Origin of the sequence: Rhizorhabdus dicambivorans (assembly GCF_002355275.1) — a bacterium.
Lineage (GTDB): Bacteria > Pseudomonadota > Alphaproteobacteria > Sphingomonadales > Sphingomonadaceae > Rhizorhabdus > Rhizorhabdus dicambivorans.
This window is the reverse complement of record NZ_CP023449.1, coordinates 4,522,588-4,536,967: the sequence shown is the minus strand read 5'-3', so window position 1 is coordinate 4,536,967 and position 14,380 is coordinate 4,522,588. Positions and strand designations below refer to the sequence as shown.

At 68.2% G+C, this 14,380-nt stretch carries 15 protein-coding genes; 3 read left to right on the top strand and 12 right to left on the bottom strand.

Annotated elements, in window-relative coordinates; genetic code table 11:
- Window positions 1-72 precede the first annotated feature (72 nt).
- Window positions 73-705, bottom strand: a complete 633-nt coding sequence (locus CMV14_RS21315) for a sigma-70 family RNA polymerase sigma factor (protein WP_066965831.1) — start codon at window positions 703-705, stop codon at window positions 73-75.
- Window positions 706-870: 165 nt separating this feature from the next.
- Window positions 871-1,665 carry a response regulator gene (locus tag CMV14_RS21310; protein ID WP_066965828.1) on the bottom strand — a complete coding sequence of 265 codons (795 nt, stop codon included), beginning with the start codon at window positions 1,663-1,665 and terminating at the stop codon, window positions 871-873.
- Window positions 1,666-1,940: 275 nt separating this feature from the next.
- Here CMV14_RS21310 and CMV14_RS21305 point away from each other — a divergent pair, with 275 nt between their 5' ends.
- The 3 genes from CMV14_RS21305 (at window position 1,941) to CMV14_RS21295 (ending at window position 4,220) form a co-directional block, all read left to right on the top strand.
- A complete protein-coding gene (locus tag CMV14_RS21305; RefSeq protein ID WP_176488949.1) occupies window positions 1,941-2,150 on the top strand; it encodes a NepR family anti-sigma factor in 210 nt (69 codons plus the stop codon).
- A gap of 64 nt (window positions 2,151-2,214) precedes the next feature.
- Window positions 2,215-3,777 (top strand): sensor histidine kinase, encoded by a 1,563-nt coding sequence (locus CMV14_RS21300; RefSeq protein WP_066965825.1) that lies wholly within the window; start codon window positions 2,215-2,217, stop codon window positions 3,775-3,777.
- 302 nt (window positions 3,778-4,079) lie between these two features.
- Window positions 4,080-4,220 (top strand): entericidin A/B family lipoprotein, encoded by a 141-nt coding sequence (locus CMV14_RS21295; RefSeq protein ID WP_066965822.1) that lies wholly within the window; start codon window positions 4,080-4,082, stop codon window positions 4,218-4,220.
- A 58-nt stretch (window positions 4,221-4,278) separates the two neighbouring features.
- Here CMV14_RS21295 and tatC read toward each other — a convergent pair whose 3' ends face one another.
- From tatC to CMV14_RS21245, 10 genes are all read right to left on the bottom strand, one after another.
- Window positions 4,279-5,037, bottom strand: coding sequence for a twin-arginine translocase subunit TatC (tatC, locus tag CMV14_RS21290; protein ID WP_066965819.1), 759 nt, complete (start codon window positions 5,035-5,037; stop codon window positions 4,279-4,281).
- Complete coding sequence (tatB, locus tag CMV14_RS21285; protein WP_096367804.1) at window positions 5,034-5,510, bottom strand: Sec-independent protein translocase protein TatB; 477 nt, start codon at window positions 5,508-5,510, stop codon at window positions 5,034-5,036. Before tatB ends, tatC begins: the two co-directional genes overlap by 4 nt.
- A 32-nt stretch (window positions 5,511-5,542) precedes the next feature.
- Window positions 5,543-5,800 (bottom strand): twin-arginine translocase TatA/TatE family subunit, encoded by a 258-nt coding sequence (locus CMV14_RS21280; protein WP_066961576.1) that lies wholly within the window; start codon window positions 5,798-5,800, stop codon window positions 5,543-5,545.
- A gap of 172 nt (window positions 5,801-5,972) precedes the next feature.
- Window positions 5,973-6,572 (bottom strand): SMC-Scp complex subunit ScpB, encoded by a 600-nt coding sequence (gene scpB / locus CMV14_RS21275; RefSeq protein WP_066961579.1) that lies wholly within the window; start codon window positions 6,570-6,572, stop codon window positions 5,973-5,975.
- Entirely contained in the window at window positions 6,569-7,342 is a 774-nt protein-coding gene (locus CMV14_RS21270) for a segregation and condensation protein A (RefSeq protein ID WP_066961582.1), read from the bottom strand. The genes scpB and CMV14_RS21270 overlap by 4 nt, the downstream gene beginning before the upstream one ends.
- A gap of 261 nt (window positions 7,343-7,603) precedes the next feature.
- Window positions 7,604-8,617: a beta-N-acetylhexosaminidase gene (nagZ, locus tag CMV14_RS21265; RefSeq protein ID WP_066961583.1), complete on the bottom strand. Its 1,014-nt coding sequence runs from the start codon at window positions 8,615-8,617 to the stop codon at window positions 7,604-7,606.
- Between the two features lie 113 nt (window positions 8,618-8,730).
- A complete protein-coding gene (locus tag CMV14_RS21260; protein WP_066961586.1) occupies window positions 8,731-9,513 on the bottom strand; it encodes an SPOR domain-containing protein in 783 nt (260 codons plus the stop codon).
- Window positions 9,513-11,243 carry an arginine--tRNA ligase gene (argS, locus tag CMV14_RS21255; RefSeq protein WP_066961587.1) on the bottom strand — a complete coding sequence of 577 codons (1,731 nt, stop codon included), beginning with the start codon at window positions 11,241-11,243 and terminating at the stop codon, window positions 9,513-9,515. Before argS ends, CMV14_RS21260 begins: the two co-directional genes overlap by 1 nt.
- A gap of 58 nt (window positions 11,244-11,301) precedes the next feature.
- A complete protein-coding gene (locus CMV14_RS21250; RefSeq protein ID WP_066961588.1) occupies window positions 11,302-13,137 on the bottom strand; it encodes a M20/M25/M40 family metallo-hydrolase in 1,836 nt (611 codons plus the stop codon).
- A complete protein-coding gene (locus tag CMV14_RS21245) occupies window positions 13,137-14,297 on the bottom strand; it encodes a deoxyguanosinetriphosphate triphosphohydrolase (RefSeq protein ID WP_066961589.1) in 1,161 nt (386 codons plus the stop codon). The genes CMV14_RS21250 and CMV14_RS21245 overlap by 1 nt, the downstream gene beginning before the upstream one ends.
- Between the last annotated feature and the right edge of the window lie 83 nt (window positions 14,298-14,380).

The following is a 14,380-nucleotide window of genomic DNA, read 5'->3' as shown; positions in this document are numbered from 1 at the left end:
AGCCTATGCGACCGGGTAGCCCCGGGCATCTCCTACGGCCCCGGCCTTCGCCGGGGCGATGGATTTACGACTTCATTCTTTTGAGAGCATGTCCACGTCGGCCATGATCTGCTGCAGCGTCGTGGTCGACGGATCGGTCTTGTGATCGCGACGCGAAGGCAGCTGGCCCTGGTCGAGCAATTGCTCCAGCGCCGCCCGGCCGCGGGCGACACGGCTCTTGATCGTGCCGACCGCGCAGCCGCAGATCTCGGCCGCCTCTTCATAGGCAAAACCACCCGCGCCCACCAGAATCAGCGCCTCGCGCTGCGGCTGGGGCAGATGGAGCAGCGCGCGCTGCATGTCGGCCAGTTCGATGTGCCGGTCCTGGGAAGCCGGGGCGGCGAGCAGCCGGTTGGCGGTATGCTCGTCCCACTCGCCGCGGAAACGGGCGCGGCGCATCTGCGACAGGAACAGGTTGCGCAGGATGATGAAGGTCCAGGCCCGCATATTGGTGCCCGCCTGGAAACGCTTGCGCGCCGCCCAGGCCTTCATCAGCGTCTCCTGCACCAGATCGTCGGCAAGATCGCGGTTTCCCGATAGCGAGCGGCCGAACGCGCGGAGATGCGGGATCACCCGCGCAAGCTCGTCCTTGAACTCGTCGTCCGACAGCGCGACGAGTTCGACCGGCGCCTCCGCGCCGGGCTCATCCCGATCATCATCGTTCATGTGCTGGGGTGTCCCGCTGCCAGAATGTGCCATTGGCCGTCTTTTGGTCATCAGCACGATCAATTCCCGTCGTTGTTCGAGGGACGGCCAGGGCCATCCGTTCCAGCAATACAACAATAGGAACCGGATCGGGTTCCGTCATAACCGGCTGCGTAACGAAACGGCTCAGGCCTCGATCGTCGCGGCATTGAAGAACAGCGCCTGGCTGATCGCGGCCTTTACCGTCGAACGCTGGAAGGGCTTGGTGATCAGGAAGGTCGGCTCGGGCCGCTCACCGGTCAGCAGCCGTTCCGGGAAGGCCGTGATGAAGATGACGGGCACGCTGAATTCGGCCAATATATCCTTCACCGCGTCGATGCCCGAGCTGTCGTCGGCGAGCTGGATGTCGGCGAGAACGAGGCCGGGGCGCTGGGCATGCGCCTGGGCGACGGCCTCGTCACGGGTCACGGCGACGCCGCTGACGCTGTGGCCGAGATCGCGGACGATCGTCTCCAGATCCATGGCGATGATCGGCTCATCCTCGATGATCAGCACGTCGGTGCGGGTCTGGCGATCGATTTCGGCGATCGCGTCGGCGACCAGGGCCTCGACCTCCTCGGGGCTGGTCTCGATCAGATAGGCGGTGTCGGCGACGGTGAAGCCCTCCATCGCGGTAAGCAGCAGCGCCTGGCGCGACAGCGGGGTGATGCCGGCAAGGCGGGCCTGGGCGATCGCCTCGCGATCGGCATCGCCGCCCGTGCCTTCCATCTCGTCATAATGGGTGGAGTTCCAGATTGCCTGGAAGGTGCGGTACAGGCCGACGCGGGCATCGACATCCTGGGGAAAACCGTCCGGCGCCGCAACGATCGCCTCAAGCGCGGCACGGACATAATTGTCGCCGTGGCTCTGGCTGCCGGTAAGGGCGCGCGCGTAGCGACGCAGGAAGGGCAGGTGGGGGGCAAGTTTCTGGCCGAGCGACATGGGTATCAACACTCCCTGGCTTCATAGACGCGGTCGTCCGCCGCCACATGAGATCGGGAGATAGCAGCCCCACCCATATCGCGGAAGCCGTCCGCAGCTTCCAAATTCGAATGTGCGAAAAGAGACATTCCGATAATGGAACCAACGGAAGAGTTTTTTGTTTCATCCGCGATGCGTGCATTTTACGGACGCTTGTAAAATGGTACGCAGCCGGATCGATCCAAGAGGGGCGGTGTCCATGTGGGGCCGTTACGTTTGGAGAGTTGGACAACGAAATGCAACTCAGGGGCGTGGGCCGGTTGGCGAAGGAAGAACAGTCGAAGGCGCCGGCGAACGATGTAGCCGGCTCCAAACCGGCCAGGAAACGCCGGGCCGATAGCGCACGCGATTCGAGCGTGGGCTCGGCGTTGCGCTCTGTCTATGCGCAGACGGTCGACGAAGCTGTCCCCTCCGAATTCCTGGATCTGCTCAACAAGCTGGATTGACGATGCCCGCAGCCAAGGCCAGCCTTTGGGCGCGACCGACCCAGGGCAGGAGTGAAGGCAGCGGATGAAGCGTCCCGTCAAGATCGTCTTCGCCCGCCTTTCCACTGGCACCAAGATGCTGCTGATCCTGTCGGCGGCCCTGCTCCCGCTTGGCTTCATCGCGCTGCTGACGTCGCTCGACATGGCGCGTTCCGCTTCGGCGGAGCGACGGACCGCCGCCGAGGCGGCGACCGCGATGCACGCCGCTACGGCCCAGGCGGTGATCGATCGCGGCCTGTTCGCGGTTCGCGCGGCGGCGAGCAGCCAGCGTGATCCCGCCTATCTTTGCGACGTCATCGCCCGCCAGGTCCGGCTCAGTCCCGAAGGGCGTCCTCCGGTCGCGATGTTCGATCCGTTCGGCCGCAAGCTATGCCAGTCGCACGGGGCGCCAATCGGGCGCCTGGCCGTCGCCAACTCCCCGCTCACCGCGGCCGATGCCCATCATGAGCGCGTCTTGCTGGATGTCCGGCGTCGGCTGATCCGCACGACCGCCGAGCGGGCCGACGGCAGCCTGACGGTCGAAGCCGATATCGCCGCCGATGCCATCCGTCCCGCGGGCGGGGGCGATGGCGGCCTGCCTCTCGCGCGGCTGACCCTGGAGCAGGGGCCCGCCCGGCTGGTGCTGCTCGAACATGGCCGGCCCGGCGATGCCGATCTGCTGCGTCTTTCGCATCCGTTGGCCGGTGGACGGATCGCGCTCGTCGCCGAATATCGGCTGGCTCCCGCGCGGGCGCGGACGGCGCTGCTGGTGATGCTGCCGATCCTGATGTGGGCGGCGGCGGCCTGGACCGGCTGGTTCATCGTCAACCGGTTGCTGCTGTTCCCGCTCGCCCAGCTCAAACAGGCGATCGACAGCTGGCAGGGGGGGCGGACGGCCTTCCGCCTGCCGCGCTTGACCACGCCCAGCCACGAGATACGCGATCTCGCCGACAGCTTCGCGGCCGCGGCGGCGCGAATCAATGAGCATGACAGCGAACTGGAGGAGGGCCTGGCGCGGCAGACCAAGCTGACCCGCGAGGTTCATCATCGCGTCAAGAACAACCTCCAGGTCGTCTCCAGTCTGATCAACCTGCACGCCCGGGGCGCGGAGGGGCCGGTTGCCGCCGCCTATGCCGCGATCCAGCGGCGGGTCGACGCGCTCGCCGTCGTCCACCGCAACCATTATGCAGAGCTGGAGGAGAATCGGGGTGTTGCGATGCGGGCGCTGGCGGGGGAACTCGCCACGTCGCTGCGCGCGTCGGCGCCGGCCAGCGCCACCGGCATGCCGATCGCACTCAACATGATCGACGCCTATGTGACGCAGGACGTCGCGGTGCCGGTGGCCTTCCTGATCACCGAGGTGGTCGAGCTGCTGATGCACTGCAATCCACGGGGCTCGGTGCTGATCTCGCTCGAGGCCGCCGACGAGCCCGGCCGTGCCGATCTGCGGATCGAGACGGTCGGCATGCCTGACGCCGCGATCGACGCCTATCCCGGCATCGCCCGCTTCGATCGGGTTGTCACCGGAATCGCCCGTCAGTTCCGGGCTCCGCTCTCGCAGGACCTCGAAACCGGGCGTTTCGGGATCCGCATCCCCACGCTCGATTGACTCCACCACATGCAGGGCGGCCAAAAAATTTCACGACCGGTGGAACCATGGGGACGGCAGACCGTTCAGCAATTCGGATAGCGATGCTTTGCCCCCCCGCTCCCGCTATCCGCACAAAAAAGGGCCCGGCCGCGTTATCCCCCCCGTAAACGCGCCCGGGCCCAATTTTTTTATCCAAGCCTTTGAAATATCAGCCGCTTTCTTGCGGAATCCATTGCGCATGGGGAACAAAGCCCAGGCATCACGCATTGACGGGCGCAGCTTCCCACCGGGAAGCCTCAGATCGCAGAGAGGGTTTTGTCATGTTCAAACGCACCATCGCCGTCGCCTTCGTCAGCCTCACCCTGCTTGCCGTGTCGGCCTGCAACACGGTGTCGGGCGCAGGCAAGGACGTGTCCTCGGCTGGCAAGGCCGTCTCGAACGCCGCCGAAGACGCGAAATAAGTCAGGAGAGGATCGGGCGATCTATCGGTCGCCCGGCCGCAAGGAAACCCGGGACGGTTCAGGCCGTCTCGGGTTCTTGTCTTTTACGGCCCCGCTCGGTGAACCAGATGCCGATCAGCGCGAGCTCGTAGAGGAAGATCAGCGGGATCGCGAGCAGCAGCTGCGATCCCACGTCAGGCGGGGTCAGCACCGCCGCGATCGCGAAGGCCCCGACGATCGCGTAGCGCCGGGCGCCGACCAGCTGCTTGCGGGTGACGATGCCGGCCCTCTCCAGCAGCATCAGCAGCACCGGCAGCAGGAAGGACAGGCCGAAGCCGAACAGGAACTGCATCACGAAGGACAGGTAATTGCCCACCGCCGGCAGCGCCTCCTGCTGGACACCACCCAGATTACCCTGGAAGCCGAGCAGGAAATGCAGCGCTACCGGGATCGCGACATAATAGGCCAGCGCCGCGCCGGTCAGGAACAGCAGCGGCGTCGCGAGGATGAACGGCAGCAGCGCGCGTTTCTCGTTGCGGTAGAGGCCGGGCGCGACGAACTGCCACACCTGGTTGGCGATGATCGGGAAGGCCAGCATCATCGCGGCGAAGAAGGCTACCTTGATCTCCACGAAGAAGGCTTCGAAGATCTGCGTGTAGATCAGCTTCCCCTGGCCCGCGCGCAGCAGGGGCTGGACTAGGAAGGCGAAGATCGGGCGCGCGAAATAGAGGCAGACGCCGAAGCAGACGCCCAGCGCCACCAACGACATCAGCAGGCGGCGGCGCAATTCCAGCAGATGTTCGAGCAGCGGAGCGCGGCTCTCGTCGATATCCCTCATGGCAGCGGATCGGCTCCGCTGCGCCTGGGCTCGACGGGCGGATCGTCGGTGGCGAACATGTCGACCTGGGCCGGCGCCTGGGGCGCGGCGGGGGTTGCGGGCTCGGCGGCCGGCTCGGTCCGGGCAGCAGCCTGATAGGCGTCAGCGATCGTCGGCGCGTCGGTCGATTGCGGCGGGCCGCCAAGCGGCACCATCTCGCCTTCGCTGTCGGCTGAACCCTCGATCAGGTGCGGCTGGGGCGGATGCTCGCGCATGATCCGTTCATTCTCGGCCGCCCACTTCTTCTCCATCTCCTCCAACTCGGCCTGGCGGATCACCTCATCCAGGCCCGAGCGGAAATGGCGGGCGACGCCGCGCGCCTTGGCGATCCACTGGCCGACGAAGCGCATCGCGCGCGGCAGATCTTTCGGGCCGATCACGACGAGCGCGACGACGGCCACAAGCAGCAATTCGGTAGGCGCGACGTCGAGCATCGCCTGGGATCAGCCCCGATCGTCCCTGTGGATCAGCTCTTCGGCCGATCGTCCTGCATCGGCTGCAGATGCTGGTCGGGATTGGGGTCGAGCGGCGGCTGCTGCTGCAGGCGCGGCGCGGGACGCGACGCGGCCGACTGCGCGGAGTCGTCCTCCTCGGTCATGCCCTTCTTGAAGCTCTTGATGCCCTTGGCGACGTCCCCCATCATGTCGGAAAAGCGTCCCTTGCCGAACAGCAGCAGCACGATGATGCCGACGACGAGCCAATGCCAGATGCTCAAACCACCCATGGGGAATCTCCTAGAAGTGCCTCCATTTAGGGCCTACCCCCCGCCACCGCAATGGCCGTGACCAGCGTGTCGCGGTGGGCGCGTCGGAAGCGGCGGAGCCATGGGCCGCGATTGTGACGGGATGATTGCGGTCGCGCGCGGCGCCGAAGGAGCGTCCCCGCTCCGGCCGGGTTCAATCCTCGGCGTCCGCAGCTTCCTCCTCGCCGCCGCCCTGCTCCATCTGCAGCTGTTCGAAGGCGAGATCGACCGGATCGAGCAGGCCGGCGGCCTTGAGGTCGGCTATGCCGGGTAGATCGCGGCGGCTGCCAAGGCCGAAATGGGTCAGGAAGGCGCTCGTGGTCGCATAGAGCAGCGGCCGGCCGGGGGCTTCCCGGCGGCCGGCCGGCCGGATCCATCCCGCTTCCAGCAGCACGTCCAGCGTGCCCTTGGATATCTGCACGCCCCGGATCGCCTCGATCTCGGCGCGGCTGACCGGCTCATGATAGGCGATGATCGCCAGCGTCTCGATGCCGGCCCGGCTCAGCTTGCGGGGCTCCTCGCGGGTGCGGCGCAGGATATGGGCCAGGTCGGCGGCGGTCTGGAAATGCCAGCGGCCGCCGCGTTCGACCAGTTCGATGCCGCGCCCGGCATAGGACGCGGCGAGCCGGGGCAGGGCATCCCCCAGGCCGTCGGCGCCGATCACGGTCATCAGCTCGGCGGGGCTCATCGGTCCCTCGGCGGCGAACAACGCCGCCTCCAGCGCGCGGAGCAGATTGTCCGGTTCCTCGATCACGCCGCCGCCCGCAGCATCAGCGGCGCGAAGGCGCCCTCCTGCATCAGCGAAACCTTGCCCTGCCGGGCCAGCTCCAGCGCCGCGACGAAGCTGGAGGCGAGCGCCGATTTGCGGAACTCGCCGGTCGCCTCGCTCGGCAGAAAGGCCTCCAGGCTGGTCCAGTCGATCATCGCACCCACCATCCGCGACACCCGCTCGATCGCCTGTTCGAGCGTCATCACCGGGCGGCGCTGGACGATGTGGACCGGCTCGTCGCCGCGCGCCTGGACCATGCCATAGGCGGAGATCAGGTCGTAGAGCGTCGCATCCCAGGCCGCCTTGCGGACCACCTTCAATCCTTCGGGCGCGCCCCGCGTGAAGACATCGCGGCCAAGCCGGTCGCGGCCCATCAGCCGGGCGCCCGCCTCGCGCATCGCGGCGAGCCGCTGGAGTCGCAGCTGCAGCCGCAGCGCCAGTTCCTCGGGGCTCGGCTCGACCTCGGGGTCCTTGGGCAGCAGCAGGCAGGATTTGAGATAGGCGAGCCAGGCCGCCATCACCAGATAATCGGCGGCGATCTCCAGCTTGAGCGCCCGGGCCCGTTCGATGAAGGCGATATATTGCTCGGTCAGCGCCAGGATCGATATTTTCGCCAGGTCGACCTTCTGCGCGCGGGCGAGATTGAGCAGCAGGTCGAGCGGGCCCTCCCAGCCGTCAAGGTCGAGCGTCAGCACATCCTCCGAACGCTCGTGGAGCGGCAGGTCGAAATTCTCTTCCTCGTCGTCGCCTGACATGGCGCAAGTAGATCAGGATTTGGTGATTCGGAAAATGCTTGGGCCACAAGATGTTGTGGATAAGCTACCGCGATGGCCCGTTTATGTGGTGGCTGACGATCCTCCCTATCGCGACGCGATGGGGAGGGGGACCACGGCCGAAGGCCGTGGTGGAGGGGTAAATCCCGAAATCGGAATCCGCGGCGGTGTTGCGGTCGGAAAACCCCTCCACCACGCCTTGCGGCGCGGTCCCCCTCCCCGCCCTGCGGGCGGGGAGGATATTTATGCCGGCAGCACCGCCATCAGCGCGTCGCGTTCGGCCATCAGTTCCGCGACCGTCGCGGCCGGTCGAGCACCGGCCACGGTCGCCATCGCCCGGTCGAGCCGCTGCTTCGCCTGCCCGCCGATCGGTCCGACCGCGCCGGCCACCGCTTCCATTTCGGCCATGTCGCCCGAGCAGTGGAGGGCGACGTCGCAGCCCGCCGCCAGCACGCCGGCCGCGCGTTCGCCGAAGCCGCCGCTCAGCGCGTGCATGCCCAGGTCGTCCGACATCAGCAGCCCGTCGAAACCGATCCGGCCCCGAATGATGTCGCCGATCACCTTGGCCGACAGGCTGGCGCACTGCTCCGCATCCCAGGCGGGATAGACGACATGCGCGGTCATCGCCATCGGCGCGTCGGCCAGCCTGATGAATGGCGCCAGGTCGGTCTCCAGCGCCTCGGCATCGGCCGTGACGACGGGCAGCTCGACATGGCTGTCGGCCATCGCCCGGCCATGGCCGGGCACATGCTTGACGACGCCGACCGCCCCGCCGCTGCGCAGGCCCTCGATCACTGCCCGGCCCATCGCCGCCACGCGCAGCGGTTCCGATCCCAGCGCCCGGTCGCCGATGATGTCGTGCGCGCCCGGCTGGCGGACGTCGAGCAGCGGCAGGCAGTCCACGTTGATGCCGACCTCGCCCAGCATCGTCGCGATCGCCGCGGCATTGTGGCGCGCGGCCTCGATCGCGGTGACGGCGGCGATGTCATAGAGCCGGTCGAACAGTTCACCCTTCGGGAAGGCGGGCCATTCGGGCGGTTGCATCCGGGCGACGCGGCCGCCTTCCTGGTCGATCAGGATCGGCACGTCGGCCCGGCCCGACAGCGCGCGCAAGGCATCGGTCAGCGCGCGCAGCTGGGTCCGGTCGGCGACGTTGCGCTTGAACAGGATGAAGCCGGCGGGATCGACGGAGCCGAAGAAGGCCCGCTCGGCCTCGCTGAGCTCGGTTCCGGCGAGGCCGAGGAATAGAGGAGTCATCGAAAAATCCCCGTCACAAGAACGTCGCCCCGGCGGAGGCCGGGGCCGCCACGCAATGGGCGCTCACAGGCCTCTCGCGGCTCCGGCCTCCGCCGGAGCGACGCTTCAGATTGTTATCCGATCACCGAACAGCTCTCGCCCGCGGTGCGCAGCCGGCGGCAGATGTCGCCCGCGTTGCCGCCCCCCGCGCGCAGCCGGTAGAGGGTCTTGTCGCCCGACTGGACCGGGACGACCGACTGGGTGAGGTCCTTGAGGAAGGAGAAGCGGCCCGACAGGTTCTTCCACGCCGCATTGGCCTTGGCCTGGCTGGAGAAGGCGCCGAGCTGGACCATCGATCCGCCCGAGGCCGGTTCGCGCTCCGCCGGAGCTGCCACGGGCGCGGCGGGCTTCACCGGCGCGGTTTTCACCGCCTGTTTCGGCAGCGCCTGCTCTACCGTCGGCTTGGCCGCCGGCGCGGTCGGCTTGGCGGCGGCGGGTGCTGGCTTGGGCGCGGAAACGGTCGGGGGCGGCACGGCCTCGGCCGTCGGCCGGTCGACATTGACCGGCGTCTCGGCGGCGCTGCCGGTGTCGATCACGCTCTCCACCTCATTGCCCTTGCTCGCGCTGTAGACGATCTCGTCGTCGGCGGTGGGGCCGGCCTGCTCGGCGGGGCGCTCCTTATAATAGCTGTCGGGCGCCTTGATCAGCGCGCCATCGCCGGAGGCGGCCTTGTCGCTGCTCCGCATCCACAGGAAGCCGCCGATGATCAGCGCGATCACCGCCACGGCGATGGTCAGCCAGAGGATCAGCCGGCCGGTGCTGACCCCGCCTTCCTCATACTCTTCCTCGACCGGTTCGAGCCACGGCAGACGATCCTCGTCCTCCGGGCCCAGCCTGTCGCGCGAGTAATCGGTCATTACTGCATCTCCTCCGCCGCGGCGACGCCCATGACGCCGAGACCATTGCGGATAATCTGCCCGATCGCGTCACTGAGCGCCAGCCGTGCGCGTGTCATTTCGGGCCTGTCGGTGAGCAGGAAGCGACGAGACGGATCATCATTGCCCCGGTTCCACAGCGCGTGGAACAGCGCGGCCAGGTCATAAAGGTAGAAGGCGATGCGGTGCGGCTCATGCGCCTGCGCCGCGCCCTCGACGATGCGCGGGAACTGGGCGGCGAGCTTGACCAGCGCCAGCTCCTCGCCGTCGAGCAGCTGCAGGTCGGCGGCGGGGGTGAGGTCTATCCCGGCCTCGGCCGCGCGGCGGTGGAGCGAACGGCCGCGCGCATGGGCATATTGGACATAGAAGACCGGATTGTCCTTCGATGCCTCGACCACCTTGGCGAAGTCGAAATCCATCTGCGCGTCGGCCTTGCGGGTCAGCATGGTGAAGCGGACCACGTCCTTGCCCACCTCGCGCACGACATCGGCGAGCGTGACGAAGCTGCCTGAACGCTTCGACATCTTCACCGGTTCGCCGCCGCGCAGCAGGCGCACCATCTGGACGAGCTTGACGTCGAACGCCACCCTGCCGCCGGTCAGCGCCTGCACGGCCGCCTTGATCCGCTTGACCGTGCCGGCATGATCGGCGCCCCAGATGTCGATCAATATGTCGGCGGTCTCGGCCTTCTGGGCGTGGTAGGCCAGGTCGGTGCCGAAATAGGTGAGCCCGCCGTCGGACTTGCGCACGGGACGATCACTGTCGTCGCCGAACGCGGTCGCCTTGAACAGCGTCATCTCGGTCGGTTCCCAGTCGTCGGGAAGCTCGCCCTTGGGCGGTTCTAGGGTGCCCTTGTAGACCAGCCCCTCGGCGGTCAGCCGGTCGAGCGCGGCATCGACCTTGCCGGCCTTCTGGACGGCGGCCTCGGACGCGAACAGATCATGGTGGATTCCGAGCAACGCCAGATCGGCGCGGATCATGTCCATCATCGCCGCGACGGTCTTCTCGCGGAAGCTGTCGAGCCACTCGCTCTCGGGCTTGCCGACATAGCGGTCGCCAAACTCGGCGGCGAGCGCCTGGCCGATCGGGATCAGATAATCGCCGGGATAGAAGCCCTCGGGAATCTCGATCGTCTCGCCCAGCGCCTCGCGGTAGCGCAGATGGGCCGAACGGGCGAGCGTCTGTACCTGCGCGCCGGCGTCGTTGATATAATATTCGCGGGTCACATCGTAGCCGGCGAACTCCAGCAGGGTGGCGAGCGCATCGCCGACCACCGCGCCCCGGCAATGGCCCATGTGCATCGGGCCGGTCGGATTGGCGGAGACATATTCGACATTGACCCGCTGGCCCCGGCCGATCGCCGAACGGCCATAGTCCGCGCCGGTCGACAGGACGCGGCCCAGTTCGTCGCGCCAGCTCTGTTCGGTCAGCCGGACGTTGATGAAGCCGGGGCCGGCAATCTCCGCGCTGGCGATCTCGGGCAGCGCGGCCAGCTTCGGCACGATCAGCTCGGCCAGCGCGCGCGGGTTCATCCCCGCCGGCTTGGCCAGCACCATCGCGGCGTTGGTCGCCAGGTCGCCATGCGCCGGGTCCCGCGGCGGTTCCACCGTGACATTCCGTCGCTCGATCCCCGCCGGGAGCTGTCCGCCCGCCTGAAGGTCGTCGAGAATGGTGCCGATCCGGTCGGCGAAACTGGCATAGAGCGTGGTCAAGGCAGGATCCGCTGGTGTTGAGGGTGGAGCAGCCCCTTAACGGATCGGGGGCGAAAGGTCAGTCCTTATGTTTGGTGCCGCCTTCGGCCTGGCTGTAGGCCGGAATCGACGGCGCGATCGGATCGAGGCGCACCCACAGCGCGATGGCCAGCGCGGCGGCGAGGGCCGTCCCGGGCAGCCAGCGCGGCGCGCGCGCGGGCCAGAGCGGCAGCAGCAGCGGCAGCGCCACGAACAGCAGCAGCGCCAGTACCGCCGGCATCTCCGCGCCGATGCCGAGCATGATGAAATGCGCCTGGGCCAGCAGATGGCCGACCCCGATCGCCGCCATCAGCGCGGCGATCGCCAGCGCGGCCCGTTCGGGCAGCCAGGCCCGCGCGGCGAAGGCGATGGCGGCGAGCAGCAGCGGCCAGTGCAGGAACGGGCCGGCGGTGGGCTGGGCGATCTGAACGATCAGGCCAGACAGCAGGAGCAGCAGCAGCGCCCCCCAGCCGCGATCCTCGACGGCGACGGGCAGGAACCAGGCAGCAAGCATCGCCAGCAGCGCGATCGGGATGATCATCACCGCGCCGCCGGTAAGCAGCCCCGCCCACATCAGCGCCATGGCCGGCGCGATCATCAGCAGCCGGGGCTCGCGGCGGCGGAACAGCGGCAGCATCGCCATCAGTCCCGCGATCAGCAGCGCGGCCATGGTCTCCAGCCGGGGAAGGGCGGCGAGCCGGTCATAATAGTTGGCGCCGCCGCTGCCCGAGAGAGCGTTCCAGGCGGTGAGCAGCAGCGAGCCGTGCAGCAGCAGCGCCGCGACCTGGATCATTCCCCCGCCGATCGCGCGCGGCGCCGGCCGTTCGCGCCGCCAGGCGAGGCCTGTCAGCAGCGCAGCCACGGCCAGCAGTGCCCAGCCCGCCGCTGCCGGATAGACGATCGTCACCCGTCCCATCAGGTCGGCGAAGCTGGCGTCCGGCGCGCGGGCGGGGAGTTCGGAGGCGAAGGCCAGCGCCGAGGTGAGCGCCAGCGCCTGATCGCCCATGTCCTGTACCGAGGCGGGATCGACCGCATCGGGTGTCGCCATCGGCGAATGATAGGCCCAGCCGCGATCGAGCACGGCCAGGTTGAAGCCGGGAATGCCCTTCGCCTTGGCCACCGTGTAATCGGTGGAGTTGGGCATCAGGCCGTAGATCAGCACCGCGAGCGAGTTGGTCGCGGGCCGCGCGACCTTCGCGGCGTAGAGCCGCATCATCGCGCCGTTGCCGGGGCCGGTCTCGAACATGTTCGCCCGCCCGCCCGCGCCGCGCGTCTCCAGATTGACGATCGCCCCGACATAGGTGGCGAGCCCGTGGCGCTTGAAGAAGCCATCGGCGCCGTCGAGCCCTACCTCCTCGCTGTCGGTGAACAGCAGGATCAGGTCGCGTTCGCCCACGCCGCGTGCCCGCATCGCGCGCGCGGCCTCCAGGATGGCCGCGACACCCATCGCATCGTCGGCGGCCGCGGGCGATCCCCATACGCCGTCATAATGCGCCATCAGCAGCACCGCCGGCTTCGCCCGGTCCTTGCCGGGGATGACGCCGATCAGATTGCGGGCGACCACGCCCCGCTCTTCGCGCCCGCTCCACTTGCCGAGCCGCTGGAGCGATTTCGACCCGAGCGGCACCGCCTGTTCGGAGACTTCCGCGCCGAGCGCCCGGAGCCGGCTGGCGAGATAGCCCCGCACCCGGGCATTTTCCGCAGAGCCGACCGGATGCGGCGCGCGCGCCATCGCCTTGATATCGGCAAGCGCGCGCGTGGCGGAGAAGGCGGTAGCCGGGGCGCCGGCACCCAGCGGCGCGGGTGGCATCACGGCCAGAATCGCCCAGAGCAGCGCGCCGGTCAGCGCCGCCGCCAGCGCGATGACGCGCGCCATCAGAAGCCCTCGATCGCGATCGGGCCGACCAACTCGCGATAGCGGGTCAGCGCGTAGCGGTCGGTCATGCCGGCGATGAAGTCGCCGATATGGCGGGTGCGCCCGGGTTCCTCGGCGGGCAAGGTCTCCAGCCAGCGCTCGGGCAGCAGATCGGGCTCGGTCTTGTAGGCGACCGCCAGTCCCGCGATCACCTCGCCCATCCGCACGGCGATCTCCAGCTGCTGGGGGTGATGATAGAGATTGGCGTACATGAAGCGGGTCAGTGCCTTCTCGCGCGCGGCCATCGCGTCGGAGAAGCCTATCAGCGCGCGGCCGGCGGCGCGGACATCCTCCACCGATCGGGGTGCCGCCTCGGCCAGCCGGCGGCGGCTCTCGGTCAGCAGGTCGTTGACCATGCAGCCGATCTGCTCGCGGACCAGTTCGCCGAGCAGGCGATGCTGCGGCACATCGGGATAGCGCGTCCGTACCCGATCCCAGTTGAAGCGGATCAGCGGGTCTTCCAGCACCTGATCGAGGCTGAGCAGCCCGGCGCGGACCCCATCGTCGATGTCGTGATTGTCATAGGCGATGTCGTCGGCGAGCGCCGCGACCTGCGCCTCGGCGCTCGCCCAGCTGTCGAGGTCGAGCGGCCATCGCCCGTCGATCTCGGCCATCGCCCAGGTCCGCTTCCTCACCGGCCCATTATGCTTGGCGAGCCCCTCCAATGTTTCCCAGGTCAGGTTCAGCCCCTCATGCGCGGGATAGGGGCTGTCGAGCCGGGTCAGCATCCGCAGCGTATGGGCATTGTGGTCGAAGCCGCCGGCCTCGGCCATCGCCGCCTCCAGCGCTTCCTCTCCGGCATGGCCGAAGGGCGGGTGGCCGATGTCGTGGCCCAGGCACAGCGCCTCGGTCAGGTCCTCGTTCAGGCCGAGCGCGCGGGCGATCGTCCGGCCGATCTGCGCGACTTCCAGGCTGTGGGTCAGGCGGACGCGATAATGATCGCCGTCGGGTGCCACGAACACCTGTGTCTTGTGGCGCAGCCGGCGGAAGCTGATCGAATGGATGATCCGGTCGCGATCGCGCTGGAAATCGTCGCGCGGCCCGCGCGTCTCCCCGCCGCCCGAACTGTGGAACCGGCCGCGGCTGCGGGCGGGATCGGAGGCGTAGGGGGCGAGGGTCATCCGCGCCGTGATGGCCGGGGCCGGCGCCTCAAGACAAGCCTTATCTTGCGCTTGTTGCGGATGTTAGCCGAAGGAGGGGAGGC